We start from the raw sequence: 16032 nt of genomic DNA, 5'->3' as shown, positions 1-16032 counted from the left end.
AATGACCGTCAACCTCACCGCCGACCTCGCCGCCGCCCGCATCCTCGCGATCATCCGCGGCACCGACACCGCCGCCGCCGTCGCCGCGGGCACCGCGCTGCTGCGCGAGGGCGTCCGCATCGTCGAGGTGGCCCTCACCACGCCGGACGCCCCGCGCGTGATCGAGGCGCTGCGCGCCGCCGCCCCGGCGGGGTCGCTCGTCGGCGCCGGCACGGTGCTCACCACCGCCGACGTCGCCGACGTGGCCGCCGCGGGCGCCCAGTTCGTGGTGACGCCGGCCGTGGTCGAGTCGATCTCCGAGGCGGCGCGGCGCGGCCTCCCGGTCGCCGCCGGGGCGTTCACCCCCACCGAGGCGTACACCGCGATGCGGATGGGGGCGAGCGCGGTCAAGCTCTTCCCGGCATCGGTCGGTGGTCCCGCGTACCTCAAGGCGGTGCGCGACCCCTTCCCGGACATCCCCTTCGTCGCGGTCGGCGGCGTCGGCCGGGACGACGTCGCCAGCTACCTGCGCGTCGGCGCGATCGCCGTCGGCCTCGGCGGCCCCCTGGTCGGCGACGCCGCCTCCGGCGGCGACCTGGACGCTTTGCGGGCGCGGGCGCGCGGCTACCTCGCCGCCGTGCGGGAGCCGGCCGGATCATGACCGCGCCGGACCTGCTCACCGTCGGCGAGGCGCTGGTCTCGCTGCGCTCGGCCGGTCCACTGGCCGCCGGCGGCCCGCTGACCATGCACCTGGCCGGCGCCGAGTCGAACGTGGCGGTCGGGGTGGCCCGGCTCGGCCACCGCGCCGCCTGGGTCGGCCGCCTCGGCGCCGACGAGCTCGGCGAGTACGCGCTGCGGCAGTTGCGCGCCGAGGGCGTCGCCGTCGACGGCGTGGTCCGCGACCCGCGGCGGCCGACCGGCCTGATGTTGCTGGAGCGGCGCACCGCCGACCTGACCCGGGTGCAGTACCACCGGGCCGGATCGGCGGGCTCCGCGCTCGACGTCGAGGACCTGCGCGGGCCGTTGGCCGCCGGGGCGCGGATGCTGCACCTGACCGGCATCACGCCCGCGCTGTCCGACACCGCCCGCGCCGCCACCCGGTGGGCGGCCGAGGCCGCCGTCGCGGCGGGCGTCGCGGTCTGCCTCGACGTCAACCACCGCGACCGCCTCTGGTCCCGGGACACCGCCCGCGAGGTGCTGACCCCGCTGGCCGGGTACGCCTCGATCGTCGTGGCCTCCACCGACGAGCTGGACCTCGTCGGCGAGCCCGGCGCCGACGAGACCACCGTCGTGGCGGACCTGCTGCGCCGCGGCGTGGAGACGGTCCTGGTCAAGCTGGGCGCCGACGGCGCCCGCGCGCACACCCCGGACGGCGTCCGGCACGCCGAGGCGCTGACCGTGACCGCCGTCGACACCGTGGGGGCGGGGGACGCGTTCACCGCCGGCTACCTGTCCGGCTGGTTCGACGGGCTCGACCCGGCCGGTCGGCTACGCCGCGCGGCGACCCTGGGCGCCTTCGCGGTCTCCAGCCCCGGCGACTGGGAAGGGCTGCCGCGTCGCGCCGAGTTGTCCCTGCTCGACGGCCACGAAGCCGGCAGCGTCATCCGTTAGCCGCCGCACGCACCCGAAGGAAGAAAGGCACCCCGTGAAGATCGTCGCAGCCGACGTCATCGTCTCCAGCCCCGACCGCAACTTCGTCACCCTCAAGATCACCACCGACGACGGCGTCACCGGCCTGGGCGACGGCACCCTCAACGGCCGGGAACTCTCCGTCGCCTCGTACCTGCGCGACCACGTCGTGCCGCTGCTGATCGGCCGCGACGCGCACCGCATCGAGGACGCCTGGCAGTTCCTCTACCGCTCGGCGTACTGGCGTCGCGGGCCGGTCACCATGGCGGCCATCGCGGCCGTCGACGTGGCCCTGTGGGACATCAAGGCCAAGGCCGCCGGCATGCCGCTGTACCAGCTGCTGGGCGGGGCGTCGCGCACCGGCATCATGGCCTACGGCCACGCCTCCGGCCGGGACCTGCCGGAGCTGTTCGACTCGATCCGCCGGCACCTCGACCTCGGTTTCCGCTCCATCCGGGTGCAGACGTCGGTGCCGGGCATCAACGCCGTGTACGGCGTCGCCGCGCAACCCAGCGCCGACGGCAAGCGCTACGACTACGAGCCGGCGCAGCGCACCCCGCTGCCGGCCGAGGAGGACTGGGACACCCGCTCCTACCTGCGGCACCTGCCCGGCGTGTTCGAGGCGGTCCGCAGCGAGTTCGGCCCGGAGCTGCCGCTGCTGCACGACGGCCACCACCGGATGACCCCCATCCAGGCCGCCAAGCTCGGCAAGGCGCTGGAGCCGTACGACCTGTTCTGGCTGGAGGACTGCACCCCGGCCGAGAACCAGGAGGCGCTGCGGCTGGTCCGTCAGCACACCACCACCCCGCTGGCGATCGGCGAGATCTTCAACACCGTCTGGGACTACCAGACGCTCATCCGCGAGCAGCTCATCGACTACGTGCGCTCCGCCGTCACCCACACCGGCGGCATCACGGCCATGCGCAAGCTGCTCGACTTCGCCGCCCAGTACCAGATCAAGTCGGGCATCCACGGCCCGACCGACATCTCGCCGGTCGGCATGGCCGCCGCCCTGCACCTGGACCTGGCCATCCACAACTTCGGCATCCAGGAGTACATGCAGCACGGGGCACTCACCAACGAGGTGTTCCGGCAGTCGTTCTCCTTCGCCGACGGCTACCTGCACCCCGGTGAGCAGCCCGGCCTCGGCGTCGAGCTGGACGAGCAGGCCGCCGCGAAGTTCCCCTACGTGCCGGCCTACCTGCCGTTCAACCGCCTGCAGGACGGCACCGTCCATGACTGGTGAGGGCGCGGCCCCGACGCGGCACGTCGTCGTCATGGGGGTGTCCGGGGCCGGCAAGACCACGGTGGCCCTGGGCATCGCCGCCGGCACCGGGTTGACCTTCGCCGAGGCCGACGAGTTCCACCCCCCGGCCAACGTGGCGCGGATGCGCGCCGGCGTGCCGCTGGACGACGGGGCGCGCCTGCCCTGGCTGCGCGAGCTGGCCGGCTGGATGGCCGCCCGTGCCGCCGAGGGCGTCTCGACGGTGCTGGCCTGCTCGGCGCTGCGGCGCTCCTACCGTGACACGCTGCGCCAGGGGCCGCCGAGCGTCGAGTTCGTCCACCTGGACGGGTCGGCCGAGGTGATCCGGCAACGGATGGCCCGACGCGCCGGGCACTACATGCCGGCGAGCCTGCTGCAGTCGCAGCTCGCCACCCTGGAACGCCCGCACCCGGACGAGAACGTGCTGGTGCTCGACGTGGCGCTGACGCCGGACGCGCTCGTCGCGGCGGCGGTGCGGCGGCTCGGCCTGTCCGAGGGCGTCACCGCGACCGGCTGACCGCTTTCGGGCACCGCGACCGGCTGACCGCTCCGCTCCCGGGCACCGCGACCGGCGTCAGCCGGGCGACCCGTCGAGGTAGACCCAGCGGCCGTCCTCGCGGACGAACCGGCTGCGCTCGCTCTGCGTGCCCGGCCGGCCCCCGGCGCGATGGTGGGCCCGGAACTCGACGGCGCCCGCGGCGTCGAACAGCCCGCCCCGCTCGGTGTCGACGATCTCCAGGCCCGTCCAGCGCAGGCCCGCGTCGAGATCGAGCCGGCGCGGCCGGGTCGAGGAGTGCCAACTGCGCAGCAGGTAGCCGGTGTCGCCGACGACGAAGGCGGCGTACCTGCTGCGCATCAGCGCCTCGGCGGTCGCGGCGTCGGCGTCGCCCCGGTGCAGTCGCCCGCAACACGCGGCGTACGGCCGCTCGGCGCCGCAGGGGCAGGGTCGCTCGGCATCGCCGGACACCCGGCGGCGGGGTTGCTTCACCACCGGCCCATTGTGTCCGACGGCCAGTGGCGGAGGGCCGGCCGGTGCGAGCCCACCCCCGGCCACGGTGTCATCGCCGCAGCAGCGGCAGCACCCGGCGGCCGAGCAGGTCCCCGCCGGCGAGGTCGTGTTCCTGGCTGGCGACGTGCCGCTGGATCCGTGCCAGCAACTCCGGGTCGATGTCGACGTTCGGGTCGAGGGCGGCGACCACGGCGAGGTACATGGCGATCTCCGTGCGGGCCACCCGACGGGCCAACGCGCCGTCCTCGTCCACCACGGTCACGGCGCCGAGCACCACGCCGGCCTGGTCGTCGGCGGGCGTGGCGTCGTCCAGCCAGGCCCGCATCGTCTTCGCCATCGCCGGGTTGGCCGACCCGCCGACCTTGATCTCCGCGGCGAACCGGGCGGCCGTGTGGGCGGTCTGCTGACCCCACGTGCCCACCAGGACGGGCACGTCGGCGCGGACCGGGGCGTAGCGCGGCACGGTGCCGGGCGCCACCGCCCGGTGTGCCGAGCACCACCGCCGGACGGTCAGGACAGCTCGACCGGCAGCGGCACGGGGCGCTTGGCCACCCGGCCGTCGCCGGAGGACCGCCCGTGCGCGTGGCGGGTCAGCCACGGCAGCAGGTGCCGGTGGGTCCAGGCCAGCTCGGCGCGGAGCACCTCGTGGCCGCGCCGGCGCGGCGCCGGCCCCAGCGGGCGCATCCAGTCGTCGTGCGCGTCGGGCAGGCCGACGGCGTGCGCCAGCGCGGCGGCGATCCGCTCGTGGCCGGCGCTGTTGGCGTGCAGCCGGTCGTCGCTCCACAGCCGGGGATCCGAGGCGACCGGGTGGGCGCCGAGGTCCAGCAGGGTGGCCCCGGTCTGTGCCGTCACGGCCCGCAGGGCGGCGTTGAGCGCCAGCACCCGGCCGCGCAGCGGGCGGGCCAGCGGCATCACCGGCACCGGGTCCGGCAGGGTGAAGGTCAGCACCGTCGCGCCCTGCGCGAGAAGCGCCCGCTGCATCGCCCCGACCTCGGCGGCGACCCGGCCGGCGTCGAACGACGGGCGCAGCATGTCGTTCGTACCGGCGACCACTGTGGCGAGGTCCGGCGCGAGATCCAGGGCGGGCCCCAACTGCTCGGCCCGCACGGCGGCGGCGGTGCGTCCCCGGATCGCCAGGTTGGCGTACTCCAGCCCGCCCTGGGCACGGGCCACCGCCAGGGCGAACCGGTCGGCCCAGCCCCGGTAACCGCCCGCGTCGTCGGGATCGTCGAGCCCTTCGGTGGTGCTGTCGCCGATCGCCACGTACCGCCGCCACGTCATGTCGGGCAGGGTAGCGGCCGGACGCCGGCCGTGGCGTGCCCGCACGGCGCGCGCGGGGATCACGGCAGCCGGGTCGCGAAGACCACGACGTTGTCGACGTAGTCGCCGCTGTCCCGGTCGAACCGGCCGCCGCAGGTGATCAGGCGCAGGCCCGGCGCGTCGCTCGGCCCGTAGACCAGGTCGGTGGGGAAGCGGTCCTTCGGGTACGACCCGACGGCGTCGACGGCGAACGTGGCGATGCTGGCGTCGGCGCGGGTGACCCGTACGGTGTCGCCGGCGCGCAGCCGGCCGAGGTCGAAGAAGACGGCGGGGCCGGCGGCGGAGTCGACGTGCCCGACGAGCACGGCGTTGCCGGTCTCGCCGGGGCTGGCGCCGTGCCGGTACCAGCCGGCCAGGGTGGGACGGTCCAGCGGCGGCACCTCCAGGCGGCCCCCCGCGTCGGCGCCCACCGGTACGACCCGCGCCCGCACGCCGATGGCGGGGATCCGCACGTCGACGGGCTCGGCCCGGTGCAGCGGCGGCACGGGCGGCGCCGAGCGGGCCGGTCCGGTGCCGTCGGCGGCCTGTGGGCGGGGCGGGCGGGGCGGGTCCGTCGACACCCCGACGGCGACCAGGCCCAGCCCGGTCGTGCCGAGCAGGGCCACGGCCGTGACCGCCCAGCCGGGCCGGCGCCACGACACGATCCCACCTCCGTACGGGGTCGCCCGGGTGCCCGCTCCGGTGGTTCACCGGTGCGGGCACCCGGGGGCAGGGCTGGTGCGGCTCGCCGGCCGTCGCTCAGCGCGTGGCCGCCGCCATGTGGCGGCGGCGGCGTACCAGGATCAGGGCGCCGCCCGCGGCGGAGCCGAGCAGGACGCCGCCGGCGGCCAGGGCCCCGGTCCCGTCGGCGGCGTCGCGACCGCCGGCCGCCGCCCCGCCGATCGGGGTGACGGTGAACGTGGTGCTGCCGTCCGCGCTGCCGTCGCCGCAGGTCGCGGCCACCGTGTAGGTGCCCAGCGTGAAGCCGGCGGTGAAGAGTTCGGCGCTCAGTCCGCCGCCGGCCGCCGCGGTGGTGGACCGGACGTTCTGGTCGCGGTCGGGGCCGGTGACGCGGAAGAGCGCGTCGCCGGTGCTGGGGTTGCAGGTGGTGGCGGTGAGCACGACCGTCCCGCCGACCGGCGTGGTGGCCGGCGACACGACGGTGTCGGCCAGCGCCGCGCCGGGAAGCAGGAGGGTGCCGAGACCCACGCCGACCGCCGCCGATACGAGAACCGTTTTTGCCTTCATGCGCGTCTTCCCTCACTTTTCGTCCGCTGACTGCGTGGGACGTCGTTCGGGTGGCCAACTCCGTGACTAGCACCGGTGTGACCAACCCTAGGAGGGTTGGGACCCCGATCCGGTGAAAATGAGAAATCTTCGTTGCCGTCACGTGTCCGCCCTGAGGGCGGAGGGAGCAGCGGAAATGCCGGCACGGTCCGCCCGCGAGGGTTGACCGCGACGGGTCGGGCTGTCGGGGCTGGGCCAATTTGCTGCGCGTCGGTCGACGGCGACAGCCGCTGTCCGGTATCGGGACGACCGCCGCCGAGGCGTCCCCGGGGAACTGACCGGCCACCGCGAATTCCGTGTGCCCCGGCGCCCGCCCGGCGCTAGGGTCGCGCGGTGACGGAGATCAGGACCGGACGGCTGCTGCTGCGCGACTGGCGGGAGTCCGACCTCCCGCCGTGGGCCGCGATGAACGCCGATCCCGAGGTGCGCGAGCACCTCGGCCCGCTGCTCACCGCCGAACAGGCGACCGCCTCGGCGCGCTCGTTCCAGGACGACCTCGACCGGCTCGGTTACGGCTTCTGGGCCGTCGAGGTCCGCGACGGCGGCGCGTTCGTCGGCTTCGCCGGGCTGGACCGGGTCGACGACGGGGTGCCCGTCGCCGGTGTGGAGGCCGGCTGGCGGCTCGCCCGCTCCGCGTGGGGCCACGGCTACGCCACGGAGGCGGCCCGCGCCGTCCTGCGGTACGGCTTCGACACCGTCGGGCTGGCCGAGATCCTGGCCATCACCACCGCGACCAACGCGCGCTCGCAGGCGGTGATGCGCCGTCTGGGCATGACCACCGACCCGGCCGACGACTTCGACGACCCGGAGGTCGACTCCGGTCCGTTGCGCCGGCAGGTCGTCTACCGCAGGCGGGCCGGGGACCGCTGAACGTCCGGCGTCCCGGCACCGTGCTGTCCCAGGGAGCGGCGGACGCCCTGGGCGCCGGGCCCGGACAGGCGTGTCCTGGCCCAGCGTGACGTCCACCAGGTCCGGCGGGATGATCCTCAGCCGCGCCCGTCGGGGTCGGTCACCCAGCCGGCGAGCAGCACCAGCCCGGAGGCCCGGTGCACGGCGAGGAAGCCGAAGGGGCGGTCGATGTCGAGGCGTACCCGCCGCCTGCGGGCGGTCCGCCCGGGGGCGGCGGAACCCGCCCGCATGGCGACGGCGGTGACGGCGGCGGCGCGGAAACCCGTCGCGCTGAAGGTGGCAGTCACGCTCTGCCGCGCCTGCGAGACGGCCAGGAGTCGGGCGATGCCGGGGAAGTGGTCACCGTCGCCGACGGCCGTGGCAAGGCCGAACGTCGCCGGCCGGCGCAGCAGGTCATGGTCGGCGCTGACGGTGAAGCCCACCGTGCGGACGAGCAGTTCGGGCCGGTCGTCGGACGCGTCCACGACCTGCTCGTCGACGCCGGGTCCGGCGGCCACCGGCAGCGCGGACGGTACCCCGAGCGTGCCGATCGCGGCCGGCAACACCTCGGCCGGCCCGTGCTCCGGGGCGCCCAGGGCGAGCACCACGTCGACGTCCTTGGCACCGCGCACGGTCAGCACACTCAACGGCCCGGTGGGGGTGTCGACGGCCCGCAGCGCGTCGATGTCGTGGCTGAGCCGGTGCAGCCCGGCCAGGCGGCGACCCCGCCACGGCCCGACGGTCGGCTGGCACCAGGCGTCGCGCAACGGCTCGGCCCACTCGGTGCGCAGCGACAACGCGCTGGCCAGGACCATCCTCGTCGCCGGTTCGACACGCACCGGCAGCCGGTGGACCAGGCCGTCCGTGTGCGCGGCGGCCCACGCGTCGAGGGCGGCCTGGTCGTGCGCCGGTTCCCCGGTCAGTTCCCCGCGCATGGCCGCCGGCGTCTCGCGCCGCCACCGCTCGGTCAGCGGCAGGTCCCGTCGCGCCCAGGCGGCGAGCGCGAGCCGCGTGGTGGGGGAGCGGTCCAGGTCGAGCGGGGCGGGGTCCGGGGCGACCGCGAGCAGTTCGTCGCGGGCGGGGCCGGCGGCGTAGCGGGCGAGCAGGGCCAGCAGCGGATGGACGCCGGCGCCGGAGAGGACCGTCTGGTCGGCGTCCAGCAGGGACGCCCAACGGGCGGTGAGCGCGTTGGCGGCGATGGTGCTCATGGGTCGGGCGTCCTCCGGGGGTGTGAGGTCGCCGGGGGCGACGGCTGGCACCCTACCGCCGGGCGTCGAGCGACGGGGTCCGCGCGACCCGGGCCGGTCGGTGCCCGCCGGCCCGCGCCGGTGTGGCAGCGTGGACGGCGTGAACACCTGCGGACCCCGGGACGTCGACCTGGCACTGGTCGGCGGCGGTGGCGCCGCCTCGCTGGTCCTCGCCGCCCTGGACCGGCACGGTGTGCGCGACCTGCGGATAGCCGTCATCGACCCGGTGCACCGGCGCGGGCAGGACCGGACCTGGGCGTTCTGGGACCGTCCCGGCAGCGACCTGGACCCGCTGCTGGCCGCGAGCTGGCCCCAGGTCGAGGTCGCGACGCCCGCCGGCCGTCGGGTCCTCGACCTGACCCCGCTGCGGTACGCCATGCTGCGCTCGGGCCCGGTCTACGACCGGGCTGCCGAGGCCGAGCGGCGGCTCGGGGTACGGCGGATCGTCGCGCCCGTCGACGCCCTGCACGACGACGGCGGGCACGTCACGGTACGCGCCGGCGGTGAGCCGGTCGTCCGCGCGTCCTGGGTGCTGGACTCCCGCCCCCGTTCACCCCGGCGACCCGGGCGCACCAACTGGTTGCAGCACTTCCGGGGCTGGTGGCTGGAGGCCGACGTGCCGGTCTTCGACCCGGCGCGGGCCGTGCTGATGGACTTCCGCACCCCGCAGCCCGCGCGGGGCGTGTCGTTCGGCTACGTCCTGCCGGTCAGCGACCGCTACGCCCTGGTGGAGTACACCGAGTTCGGCCCCGACCTGCTCACCGACGCCGGGTACGACGCCGCGCTGGCCGGCTACCGGGACCTGCTCGGCCTCGACCCGACCCGGCTGAGGGTGCGCGAGGTGGAGAACGGGGTGATCCCGATGACCGACGGCCCGTTCGAGGCCCGGCCCTCACCCCGGGTGGTTCGCCTCGGCACGGCCGGCGGCGCCACCCGACCCTCCACCGGATTCACCTTCTCCGCCATGCACCGCCAGGCCGAGCAGGTCGCCCGCGCCCTCGCCGCCGGCCGCCCGCCGGTGCCCGCGCCCGCGTACCCCCGTCGGCACCGCTGGATGGACGCGGTCGCCCTGCGGGCGCTGGCCGCCGGGGGCGTCGGCGGGCCGGAATTCTTCGGTCGGCTCTTCGACCGCAACCCCGCCGAGCGGGTGCTGCGGTTCCTCGACGGCGCGAGCACCCCCGCGGAGGAGGTGGCGCTGATGAGCTCCACCCGGCTGCGGCCGATGGTCGCCGCCACGGCCGGCGACGCCGTGGCCCGGTTGCGCGCCCGCGTCGACCCGACCCGGCGGCCGGCGGCCTGGACGGTCCCGCCGCCGGTCGTCGGCGACCGGGCCGGGACCGACGGCTGAGCCACCCGTCCCCACCGGCGTGCCGGCGGCCCCGGCGCCCGGGTGTCCGGCGCGGATTCGGTAGGTTGCCGGCATGGTGGACGAGGCGGCCGGCAGGGTGGTGCAGATCTGGACCGACGGCGCATGCAGCGGCAATCCCGGCCCCGGCGGGTGGGGTGTGCTGCTGCGCTACGGCGCGCACGAGCGGGAACTGTGCGGCGGCGAGGCGACCCCGACCACCAACAACCGGATGGAGCTGATGGCGGCCATCCAGGCACTGGAGGGCCTCACCCGGGCCGCCACCGTCGAGCTGCACACCGACAGCACGTACGTGCGTAACGGCATCACGAGCTGGCTGGCCTCGTGGAAGCGCAACGGGTGGCGCACCGCCGCGAAGCAGCCGGTCAAGAACGCCGACCTGTGGCAGCGGCTGGAGGCCGCCTGCGGCCGGCACGAGGTCACCTGGCTGTGGGTGAAGGGGCACAACGGCCACCCCGAGAACGAGCGCGCCGACGCGCTGGCGAACCGGGGCATGACCGAGGCCCGCGCGTCGGTGCCCGCCGGTCGCTGAGCGCGCCGGCGGGCGGGCCGCGCTCAGGTCACTCGGTGCGGCTGGGGTCGGTGGTGCCGGAGACGGCGTCCACGTCGTAGCCGGCGCGGCTGACCTCCCGGGCGGAACGCCGCTCCTCGGCCGGCAGGTCGGCGAAGTCGTCGCCGGTGTCGTCGGTGCTGTGCAGGGACTCGCCCGGGGGTCGCAGCGACGCCTGCATGGCGGTGGCGCCGTCCGGCTCGTCGGTGGCGGCCCGGTCGGTACGGTTCTGATCGGTCATCGCACACTCCTGCCCCTCGGCTGTGCCCGCAAACCTGACCCGCGGTGTTCAGCGTGCCGCGTCCGGGTGCCCGGGCATGCCGGACCCGCCGCCGGAACCGCCCGAGCCGCCGCCGACCATGCCCGATCCGTCGTCCTCGGTGACCAGGTCGGGCTTCGCCGTCGTGTCGTCCGGTGCCGGGACGTCCGTGTCCGCCTCGACCTGGACCAGCCGGGCCTGGCCGGCCTCGTCCTCGGCGTGCGCCGGATCGACCGGCAGTTCACCGTCGCGTGCCCGATACCCCACGACTGCCTCCCCGTGCGTTCGCCGGTGCGGTCGCGTCCCGGCTACCCGTAGGTACCCGCCCGAAACCCGGTCCCGGGCCGGGGCGGCCGAGGTGCCGGGCGGGACGTTCAGCGGCGGCGTGCCGGCCGGCCCGGCCGGCCGGGTGAGCGGGGCGGGCGCGGCAGCGCGGTGAGCGGCAGCGCCGACCAGTGCCCGGGGCGCGTGCGGCCGGGCGGCAGGGCGGTGTGCCGGTCGCCCCGGGCCGCGTCGAGCTGCGACTGGTGCAGGAACAGGGCTGCGGACAGGTCCGCGCCGCGCAGGTCGGCCCCGCGCAGGTCGGCGCCGGTCAGGTCGGCCAGGGCGAGGTCGGCCCCGCGCAGGTCGGCGCCGATCAGCAGCGCCCCGCGCAGGTTCGCCCGGCGCAGGTCGGCCCGGCGCAGGTCGGCGCCGAGGAGTTGGGCGCCGCGTCGGTCCACGCCGGGCCGGCCGCCCCGGGCCCGGGCCGCGTCTGCGGCGCGGGACAGCAGCGGGTTGACCCGCCCCCGGTACGCGTCCACATCGAAACCCCGCAGCGCCCCGGCGGGCTCCCCGGCCAGCCGCTCGGTCTCGTCGAGCGCGACGGACAACTCGCCGCGCAGCGGCGGCGGCGGGCGCGTCGCGAGCGCCTCGGTGAGGTGCCAGAGCAGCTCGTGCAGCGGCCGCATCACCGCGAACGCGTCGAACATGCCCGCCGCGGTCTCCGGCGCGTCGCGCCAGTCCCGCCCGCCGAAGGTGACCTGGGCCACCCGTTGCCCGGCGCCGAAGCAGTCGAAGACGGTGCAGCCGGGGAAACCCCGGTCGCGCAGGTCGGCGTGGATGCCGCAGCGCGAGTCGGCCGCCAGGTTCGGGCAGGGCCGCCCGGCGGGCTTGTCGATCGCGAAGTCCGCCGACGCGGAGAACGCGGGCGCGACGCAGCAGAGCCCGAAGCACCGGGCGCAGTCGGCGCGCAGCCGGTCCGCCGCCGGTGTCGCCCCGGGAGTCTCCGACACGCTGACCGTCCTCCTGCCGATCGGGGTCTTCCGCCGGCGGTCTCGCGGGCGGAGGCTCCCATTGTCGCGCCCCCGCGAGGCCACCGGGCCACCGGGTGCACGCCCACGCCCCGGCCGCGGCGCACCGTCCGCGCGGCCCGGCGTGCAGGGGCCGGAGCCGTGGGCAGCGCGGGCCACGCCTGCGTTCAGCCCTGCACCGAACGCCAGTCGTGCGACTCCAGCGCGTTGGCCTGCGGGCCCATCATCAGCATGCCGCCATCGACGGGCCAGGACGCGCCCGTGACGTACGCGGCGGCGGGCGAGGCGAGCAGCGCGACCACGGCGGCGACCTCCCGCGCGTCGCCGGGCCGGCCCACCGGCACCCCGGGCCGCTCCTGCGTGAACGGGTCGACGTCCTCCTGGCCGGTCATCGGGGTGGCGATCTCGCCCGGTGCGACGGCGTTGACGGTGATCCCGTCGGCGGCGAGTTCCTGCGCCATCACCCTGGTCAGCAGGCCGAGCCCGCCCTTCGCGGCGCAGTACGCGGCCGAGCCCACCCGGGGCGCGTGCTCGTGCACGCTGGTGATGTTGACGATCCGGCCGCCCAGCCCGGCGGCCCGCATCCGCCGGGCGGCCCGCTGCCCGCACAGGAACGGCCCGTCGAGGTCGACGGAGAGCACCTCGCGCCACTGCTCCCAGCCGGTGTCGACGAACGGCGTGGACGCACCGGTGCCGGCGTTGTTGACGAGCACGCCGAGGCCGCCGAGGCGGTCGGCCAGCTCGTCGACGACCGCGTCGGCGCCCGGCAGCCGGGTCAGGTCCAGCTCGGCGACCTCGCAGCGCCGGCCGGCGGCGCGTACCTCGGCGGCGGTGCGTTCGGCGCCCCCGGCGTCACGGTGCCAGGTGACGCCGACGTCGAAGCCGGCCTCGGCGAGGGCGACGGCGCAGGCCCGGCCGATGCCGGAGTCCGCGCCGGTGACGATGGCGATTCTCGGGTAGTTGTCGTAACGCGATGGCATGTCGACGCACTACCCCGTCGACGCCGACGAAATCCTGCGACGGTTCCCGCCCGTCGGGGGATTGCCCGCGTCGTCGCGTTCTGACATTCTCCAGCGTGGACGCTGCCAGTGACGGTCGTCAATCCGGAAGGACCGCGCTGCGGCGGTGCACGTGAGCTGCCGGAGGAATCCTCGTGAAGCGCAGACGCCGCCATCTGCTCACCGGACTGGCGGTCGGTGTCCTGGTGGCATCGACCGGTCTCGTTGGAATCCACTTCGCCGGGGCCGAGGTGCCGGCAGCCGTCGCGGCCGGCGACGGGGAGATGCCGGGGGCGCTCGGCGCGCACATGGAGCGGCTGCGCCAGGCCGTGCCGGGCAGCGACGGCATGTCGCCCGACGGGCCCGGCAACGCCGCGCAGCAGGATTTCCTGGAGCGCGCGTACCCGGCCGACACGATCAGCATCGCCCAGATCGACCGCTCCAAGTCGGCGTACGCGGCGGCCGAGCGCCGCCCCGGCGGCACCCGCGGCTGGACCAACATCGGGCCCAGCGAGGCCCTCTACCCGTTCACCGAGTACCGCAACGCCGGCAACTACGTGCCGAACGCGTACGTGGCGGGCGGCCGGGTCACCTCCATCGACATCGCGCCGGACTGCAACGCGCTGCTCTGCCGGGCGTACGTCACGCCGGCCGGCGGCGGTGTCTGGGGCACCCTGAACGTCCTCGCCGCCGAGCCGAAGTGGTTCTACCTGGGCGGGCCGTTGGGCATCAACGCCGCCGGCTCGGTCAAGATCGACCGCAACGACCGGACCGGGCTGACCATCTACGTCGGCACCGGCGAGGCGAACACCTGCGCCTCCGGCTGCGTGGCCGGCGTCGGGCTCTACAAGTCGACGAACGGCGGCGTGACCTGGAAGGGCCCGCTCGGCAAGGACGCGCTCGCCGGCAAGGGCATCGGTGAGATCACCATCGCCCCGGGCGACCCGAGGACGCTCTACGTCGCCACCACCACCGCCCTGCGCGGCATGTCCGGTTCCTGCTGCACCGGCGTCACCCGGCCCGTGCCCGACGCCGAGAAGTGGGGCCTGTACAAGTCCACCGACGGCGGCGCGAACTGGCGGTTCATCCACAACGGCGCGGCCGACGCGTCCCAGTGCACCGGCAGCGCCGCCGAATACAACAACACCGCCACCTGCTCGCCGCGCGGCGTGCGCTACGTCAAGCTCGACCCACGCGACGCGAACATCGTCTACGCCTCCTCGTACGCCCGGGGCGTCTGGCGCTCCGGCGACGCCGGCGCGACCTGGACGCAGATCAAGCCCTCGCTGAACCCGGCGGTCTTCCAGACCCGGGCCGCGATCGACGTGACCGCCCTGCCGAACGGCAGGACCCGGATGTACGTCTACGAGGGCAACCTCGGCAACCCGTACTCGCGGCTGTTCCGCAGCGACGACGTGGCCGGCGGCGCCCCCGCGTTCGCCGACCTGAGCAGCGCCAACCCGGCCGACCCGGGCTACGCCACCTACAACCAGTGCACCGGCCAGTGCTGGTACGACGTGTTCGTGCACACCCCGGCCGGGCACCCGGACATCGTCTACACCGGCGGCTCGTACGTCTACGGCGAGACAGTCGCCCACAAGCGGGCCGTGGTGCTCTCCACCGACGCGGGCGTCAGCGGCACCGACATGACCTTCGACGGCACCGACGAACTGCACCCCAACGGCCTGCACCCCGACCAGCACGCCCTGGTCACCAACCCGCGCAACCCGTACCAGTTCTTCGAGGCCAACGACGGCGGGGTGATGCGCTCCAGCGGCCAGTTCGTGGACCGCTCAACCTGGTGCGACAACCCGGACCGCAACCTGACCACGCAGGCGCAGCGCGACCGCTGCAAGCAGATGCTGTCGAGGATCCCGTCGAAGCTGGACGGCATCAACAAGGGCATGAACACGTTGCAGTTCATCGGTCTGTCGGCCAGCCCGCACGACCACCGGCTGCTGCAGGGCGGCACCCAGGACAACGGCACCTGGGAGAACAAGGGCGAGCGCCGGCGCTGGGTCAACACGATGATCGGCGACGGCGGCGCGTCCGGCTTCGACGTGGGGCGCCCGGAGTTCCGCTTCCACACCTTCTACGACGCCTCGCCCGAGGTGAACTTCGCCGGCGGCGACATCGGTAGCTGGATCTCCATCTCCGACCCGGTCTTCGGGCAGCCGGGCACCCTGTTCTACGCCCCGGTGATCAGCGACCCGAAGGTCAGCGGAACGATCTTCGCCGGGACCTCGCGCACCGCCTACCGGACGAAGACCTTCGGGCTGGGCGACCGGAGCGTGGCCGAGGCCGACCGGATCTGCAACACCTGGACCGGCACCTTCGAGGCGCAGTGCGGCGACTTCGCCCCGCTGGGCACCGTCAACCTCACCGACGCCGCGTGGGGCGACCGGGCCGGCGGCGCCGTCTCGGTCATCGAGCGGGTCGGCACCGACTCGTCCACGGCGTACGCGGCCACCAGCACGGGCCGGGTCTTCGTGTCACGCAACGTCGACGCCGAGCCCGCGTCGGCGGTCACCTGGACGCGGATCGACACCGCCACCACGCCGCAGCGCTTCGTCACCGGCATCCACGTCGACCCCGCCGACCCCGGCCGGGCGTGGGTCTCCTACAGCGGCTTCAACTCGAACACCCCGACCACCCTCGGGCACGCGTTCGAGGTGCGGCTGGCCGGCGCCGGCGCGACCTGGACCGACCGGTCGTACGACTTCGGCGACCAGCCCATCACCGACCTGGTCCGCGACGACGTCACCGGCACCCTCTACGCGGCCACCGACTTCGGGGTCCTGCGGCTGGACCGGGGCGCCACCACCTGGGTGAAGGCGGCCCGTGGCATGCCGAACGTGGAGGTCGCGGGGCTGACAGTCGTGCCGGGCAAGCGGCTGCTCTACGCCGCCTCGCACGGCCTCGGCGCCTGGCAGCTCCCGCTCTGAGGCAGGCGACCATCGGCAAC

Annotated in this window: 18 protein-coding genes; 8 read left to right on the top strand and 10 right to left on the bottom strand. The window is 75.4% G+C overall.

What is annotated here, in order from left to right:
* Position 1 precedes the first annotated feature (1 nt).
* From ACQ452_RS14980 to ACQ452_RS14965, 4 genes are read left to right on the top strand one after another with little or no spacing between them, the layout of a single operon-like run.
* Complete coding sequence (locus tag ACQ452_RS14980) at positions 2-640, top strand: bifunctional 4-hydroxy-2-oxoglutarate aldolase/2-dehydro-3-deoxy-phosphogluconate aldolase (protein WP_433384487.1); 639 nt, start codon at positions 2-4, stop codon at positions 638-640.
* The gene (locus ACQ452_RS14975) at positions 637-1590 is read left to right on the top strand and encodes a sugar kinase (RefSeq protein WP_433384484.1); all 954 of its coding nucleotides are present in this window, start codon (positions 637-639) and stop codon (positions 1588-1590) included. The genes ACQ452_RS14980 and ACQ452_RS14975 overlap by 4 nt, the downstream gene beginning before the upstream one ends.
* 34 nt (positions 1591-1624) lie before the next feature.
* The gene (gene manD / locus ACQ452_RS14970; RefSeq protein ID WP_433384481.1) at positions 1625-2854 is read left to right on the top strand and encodes a D-mannonate dehydratase ManD; all 1230 of its coding nucleotides are present in this window, start codon (positions 1625-1627) and stop codon (positions 2852-2854) included.
* Positions 2844-3389 (top strand): gluconokinase, encoded by a 546-nt coding sequence (locus ACQ452_RS14965; protein WP_433384478.1) that lies wholly within the window; start codon positions 2844-2846, stop codon positions 3387-3389. Before manD ends, ACQ452_RS14965 begins: the two co-directional genes overlap by 11 nt.
* A 57-nt stretch (positions 3390-3446) precedes the next feature.
* Here ACQ452_RS14965 and ACQ452_RS14960 read toward each other — a convergent pair whose 3' ends face one another.
* The 5 genes from ACQ452_RS14960 to ACQ452_RS14940 form a co-directional block, all read right to left on the bottom strand.
* The gene (locus tag ACQ452_RS14960) at positions 3447-3863 is read right to left on the bottom strand and encodes a YchJ family protein (protein ID WP_433384475.1); all 417 of its coding nucleotides are present in this window, start codon (positions 3861-3863) and stop codon (positions 3447-3449) included.
* A 67-nt stretch (positions 3864-3930) separates the two neighbouring features.
* Positions 3931-4359, bottom strand: a complete 429-nt coding sequence (locus ACQ452_RS14955) for a hypothetical protein (RefSeq protein WP_433384472.1) — start codon at positions 4357-4359, stop codon at positions 3931-3933.
* Positions 4360-4391: 32 nt separating this feature from the next.
* Complete coding sequence (locus tag ACQ452_RS14950) at positions 4392-5162, bottom strand: SGNH/GDSL hydrolase family protein (protein ID WP_433384469.1); 771 nt, start codon at positions 5160-5162, stop codon at positions 4392-4394.
* Between the two features lie 59 nt (positions 5163-5221).
* A complete protein-coding gene (locus tag ACQ452_RS14945) occupies positions 5222-5842 on the bottom strand; it encodes a class F sortase (RefSeq protein ID WP_433384466.1) in 621 nt (206 codons plus the stop codon).
* Between the two features lie 97 nt (positions 5843-5939).
* Positions 5940-6428 (bottom strand): hypothetical protein, encoded by a 489-nt coding sequence (locus ACQ452_RS14940; RefSeq protein WP_433384463.1) that lies wholly within the window; start codon positions 6426-6428, stop codon positions 5940-5942.
* A gap of 372 nt (positions 6429-6800) precedes the next feature.
* On the opposite strand from ACQ452_RS14940, the gene ACQ452_RS14935 reads away from it, so the two are divergent.
* Positions 6801-7337 carry a GNAT family N-acetyltransferase gene (locus tag ACQ452_RS14935; RefSeq protein WP_433384461.1) on the top strand — a complete coding sequence of 179 codons (537 nt, stop codon included), beginning with the start codon at positions 6801-6803 and terminating at the stop codon, positions 7335-7337.
* A 116-nt stretch (positions 7338-7453) separates the two neighbouring features.
* Here the strand turns inward: ACQ452_RS14935 and ACQ452_RS14930 are convergent, their stop codons facing one another.
* A complete protein-coding gene (locus ACQ452_RS14930) occupies positions 7454-8563 on the bottom strand; it encodes a hypothetical protein (protein WP_433384458.1) in 1110 nt (369 codons plus the stop codon).
* A gap of 139 nt (positions 8564-8702) precedes the next feature.
* Between ACQ452_RS14930 and ACQ452_RS14925 the strand changes: the two genes are divergently transcribed.
* Together ACQ452_RS14925 and rnhA are read left to right on the top strand one after the other, a co-directional pair.
* Positions 8703-9950 carry a lycopene cyclase family protein gene (locus ACQ452_RS14925; protein WP_433384455.1) on the top strand — a complete coding sequence of 416 codons (1248 nt, stop codon included), beginning with the start codon at positions 8703-8705 and terminating at the stop codon, positions 9948-9950.
* A 73-nt stretch (positions 9951-10023) separates the two neighbouring features.
* Positions 10024-10500, top strand: coding sequence for a ribonuclease HI (gene rnhA / locus ACQ452_RS14920; RefSeq protein ID WP_433384453.1), 477 nt, complete (start codon positions 10024-10026; stop codon positions 10498-10500).
* Positions 10501-10528: 28 nt separating this feature from the next.
* On the opposite strand, the gene ACQ452_RS14915 is transcribed toward rnhA, so the two are convergent.
* The 4 genes from ACQ452_RS14915 to ACQ452_RS14900 form a co-directional block, all read right to left on the bottom strand.
* Positions 10529-10759, bottom strand: coding sequence for a hypothetical protein (locus ACQ452_RS14915; protein ID WP_433384450.1), 231 nt, complete (start codon positions 10757-10759; stop codon positions 10529-10531).
* Positions 10760-10807: 48 nt separating this feature from the next.
* Complete coding sequence (locus tag ACQ452_RS14910) at positions 10808-11044, bottom strand: preprotein translocase YidC (RefSeq protein WP_433384447.1); 237 nt, start codon at positions 11042-11044, stop codon at positions 10808-10810.
* A gap of 107 nt (positions 11045-11151) precedes the next feature.
* On the bottom strand, positions 11152-12051 hold the full coding sequence (locus ACQ452_RS14905) for a pentapeptide repeat-containing protein (protein WP_433384444.1): 900 nt from the start codon (positions 12049-12051) through the stop codon (positions 11152-11154).
* Positions 12052-12236: 185 nt separating this feature from the next.
* Positions 12237-13049, bottom strand: a complete 813-nt coding sequence (locus ACQ452_RS14900) for an SDR family oxidoreductase (protein WP_433384441.1) — start codon at positions 13047-13049, stop codon at positions 12237-12239.
* A 173-nt stretch (positions 13050-13222) separates the two neighbouring features.
* Between ACQ452_RS14900 and ACQ452_RS14895 the strand changes: the two genes are divergently transcribed.
* Positions 13223-16012 carry a WD40/YVTN/BNR-like repeat-containing protein gene (locus tag ACQ452_RS14895; protein ID WP_433384438.1) on the top strand — a complete coding sequence of 930 codons (2790 nt, stop codon included), beginning with the start codon at positions 13223-13225 and terminating at the stop codon, positions 16010-16012.
* Positions 16013-16032: the final 20 nt, after the last annotated feature.

It is taken from the genome of Micromonospora sp. KLBMP9576, from assembly GCF_050941805.1.
In the GTDB taxonomy this organism is placed as follows: Bacteria; Actinomycetota; Actinomycetes; order Mycobacteriales; family Micromonosporaceae; genus Micromonospora.
This window is presented reverse-complemented; position numbering and strand designations above follow the sequence as displayed.

Bases quoted from the DNA above. Each gene is read 5' to 3' on its own strand.
- ACQ452_RS14980 (WP_433384487.1), top strand. From the start codon at position 2: ATGACCGTCAACCTCACCGCCGACCTCGCCGCCGCCCGCATCCTCGCG.
- ACQ452_RS14975 (WP_433384484.1), top strand. From the start codon at position 637: ATGACCGCGCCGGACCTGCTCACCGTCGGCGAGGCGCTGGTCTCGCTG.
- ACQ452_RS14965 (WP_433384478.1), top strand. From the start codon at position 2,844: ATGACTGGTGAGGGCGCGGCCCCGACGCGGCACGTCGTCGTCATGGGG.
- ACQ452_RS14950 (WP_433384469.1), bottom strand. From the start codon at position 5,162: ATGACGTGGCGGCGGTACGTGGCGATCGGCGACAGCACCACCGAAGGG.
- ACQ452_RS14940 (WP_433384463.1), bottom strand. From the start codon at position 6,428: ATGAAGGCAAAAACGGTTCTCGTATCGGCGGCGGTCGGCGTGGGTCTC.
- ACQ452_RS14930 (WP_433384458.1), bottom strand. From the start codon at position 8,563: ATGAGCACCATCGCCGCCAACGCGCTCACCGCCCGTTGGGCGTCCCTG.
- rnhA (WP_433384453.1), top strand. From the start codon at position 10,024: ATGGTGGACGAGGCGGCCGGCAGGGTGGTGCAGATCTGGACCGACGGC.
- ACQ452_RS14915 (WP_433384450.1), bottom strand. From the start codon at position 10,759: ATGACCGATCAGAACCGTACCGACCGGGCCGCCACCGACGAGCCGGAC.
- ACQ452_RS14900 (WP_433384441.1), bottom strand. From the start codon at position 13,049: ATGCCATCGCGTTACGACAACTACCCGAGAATCGCCATCGTCACCGGC.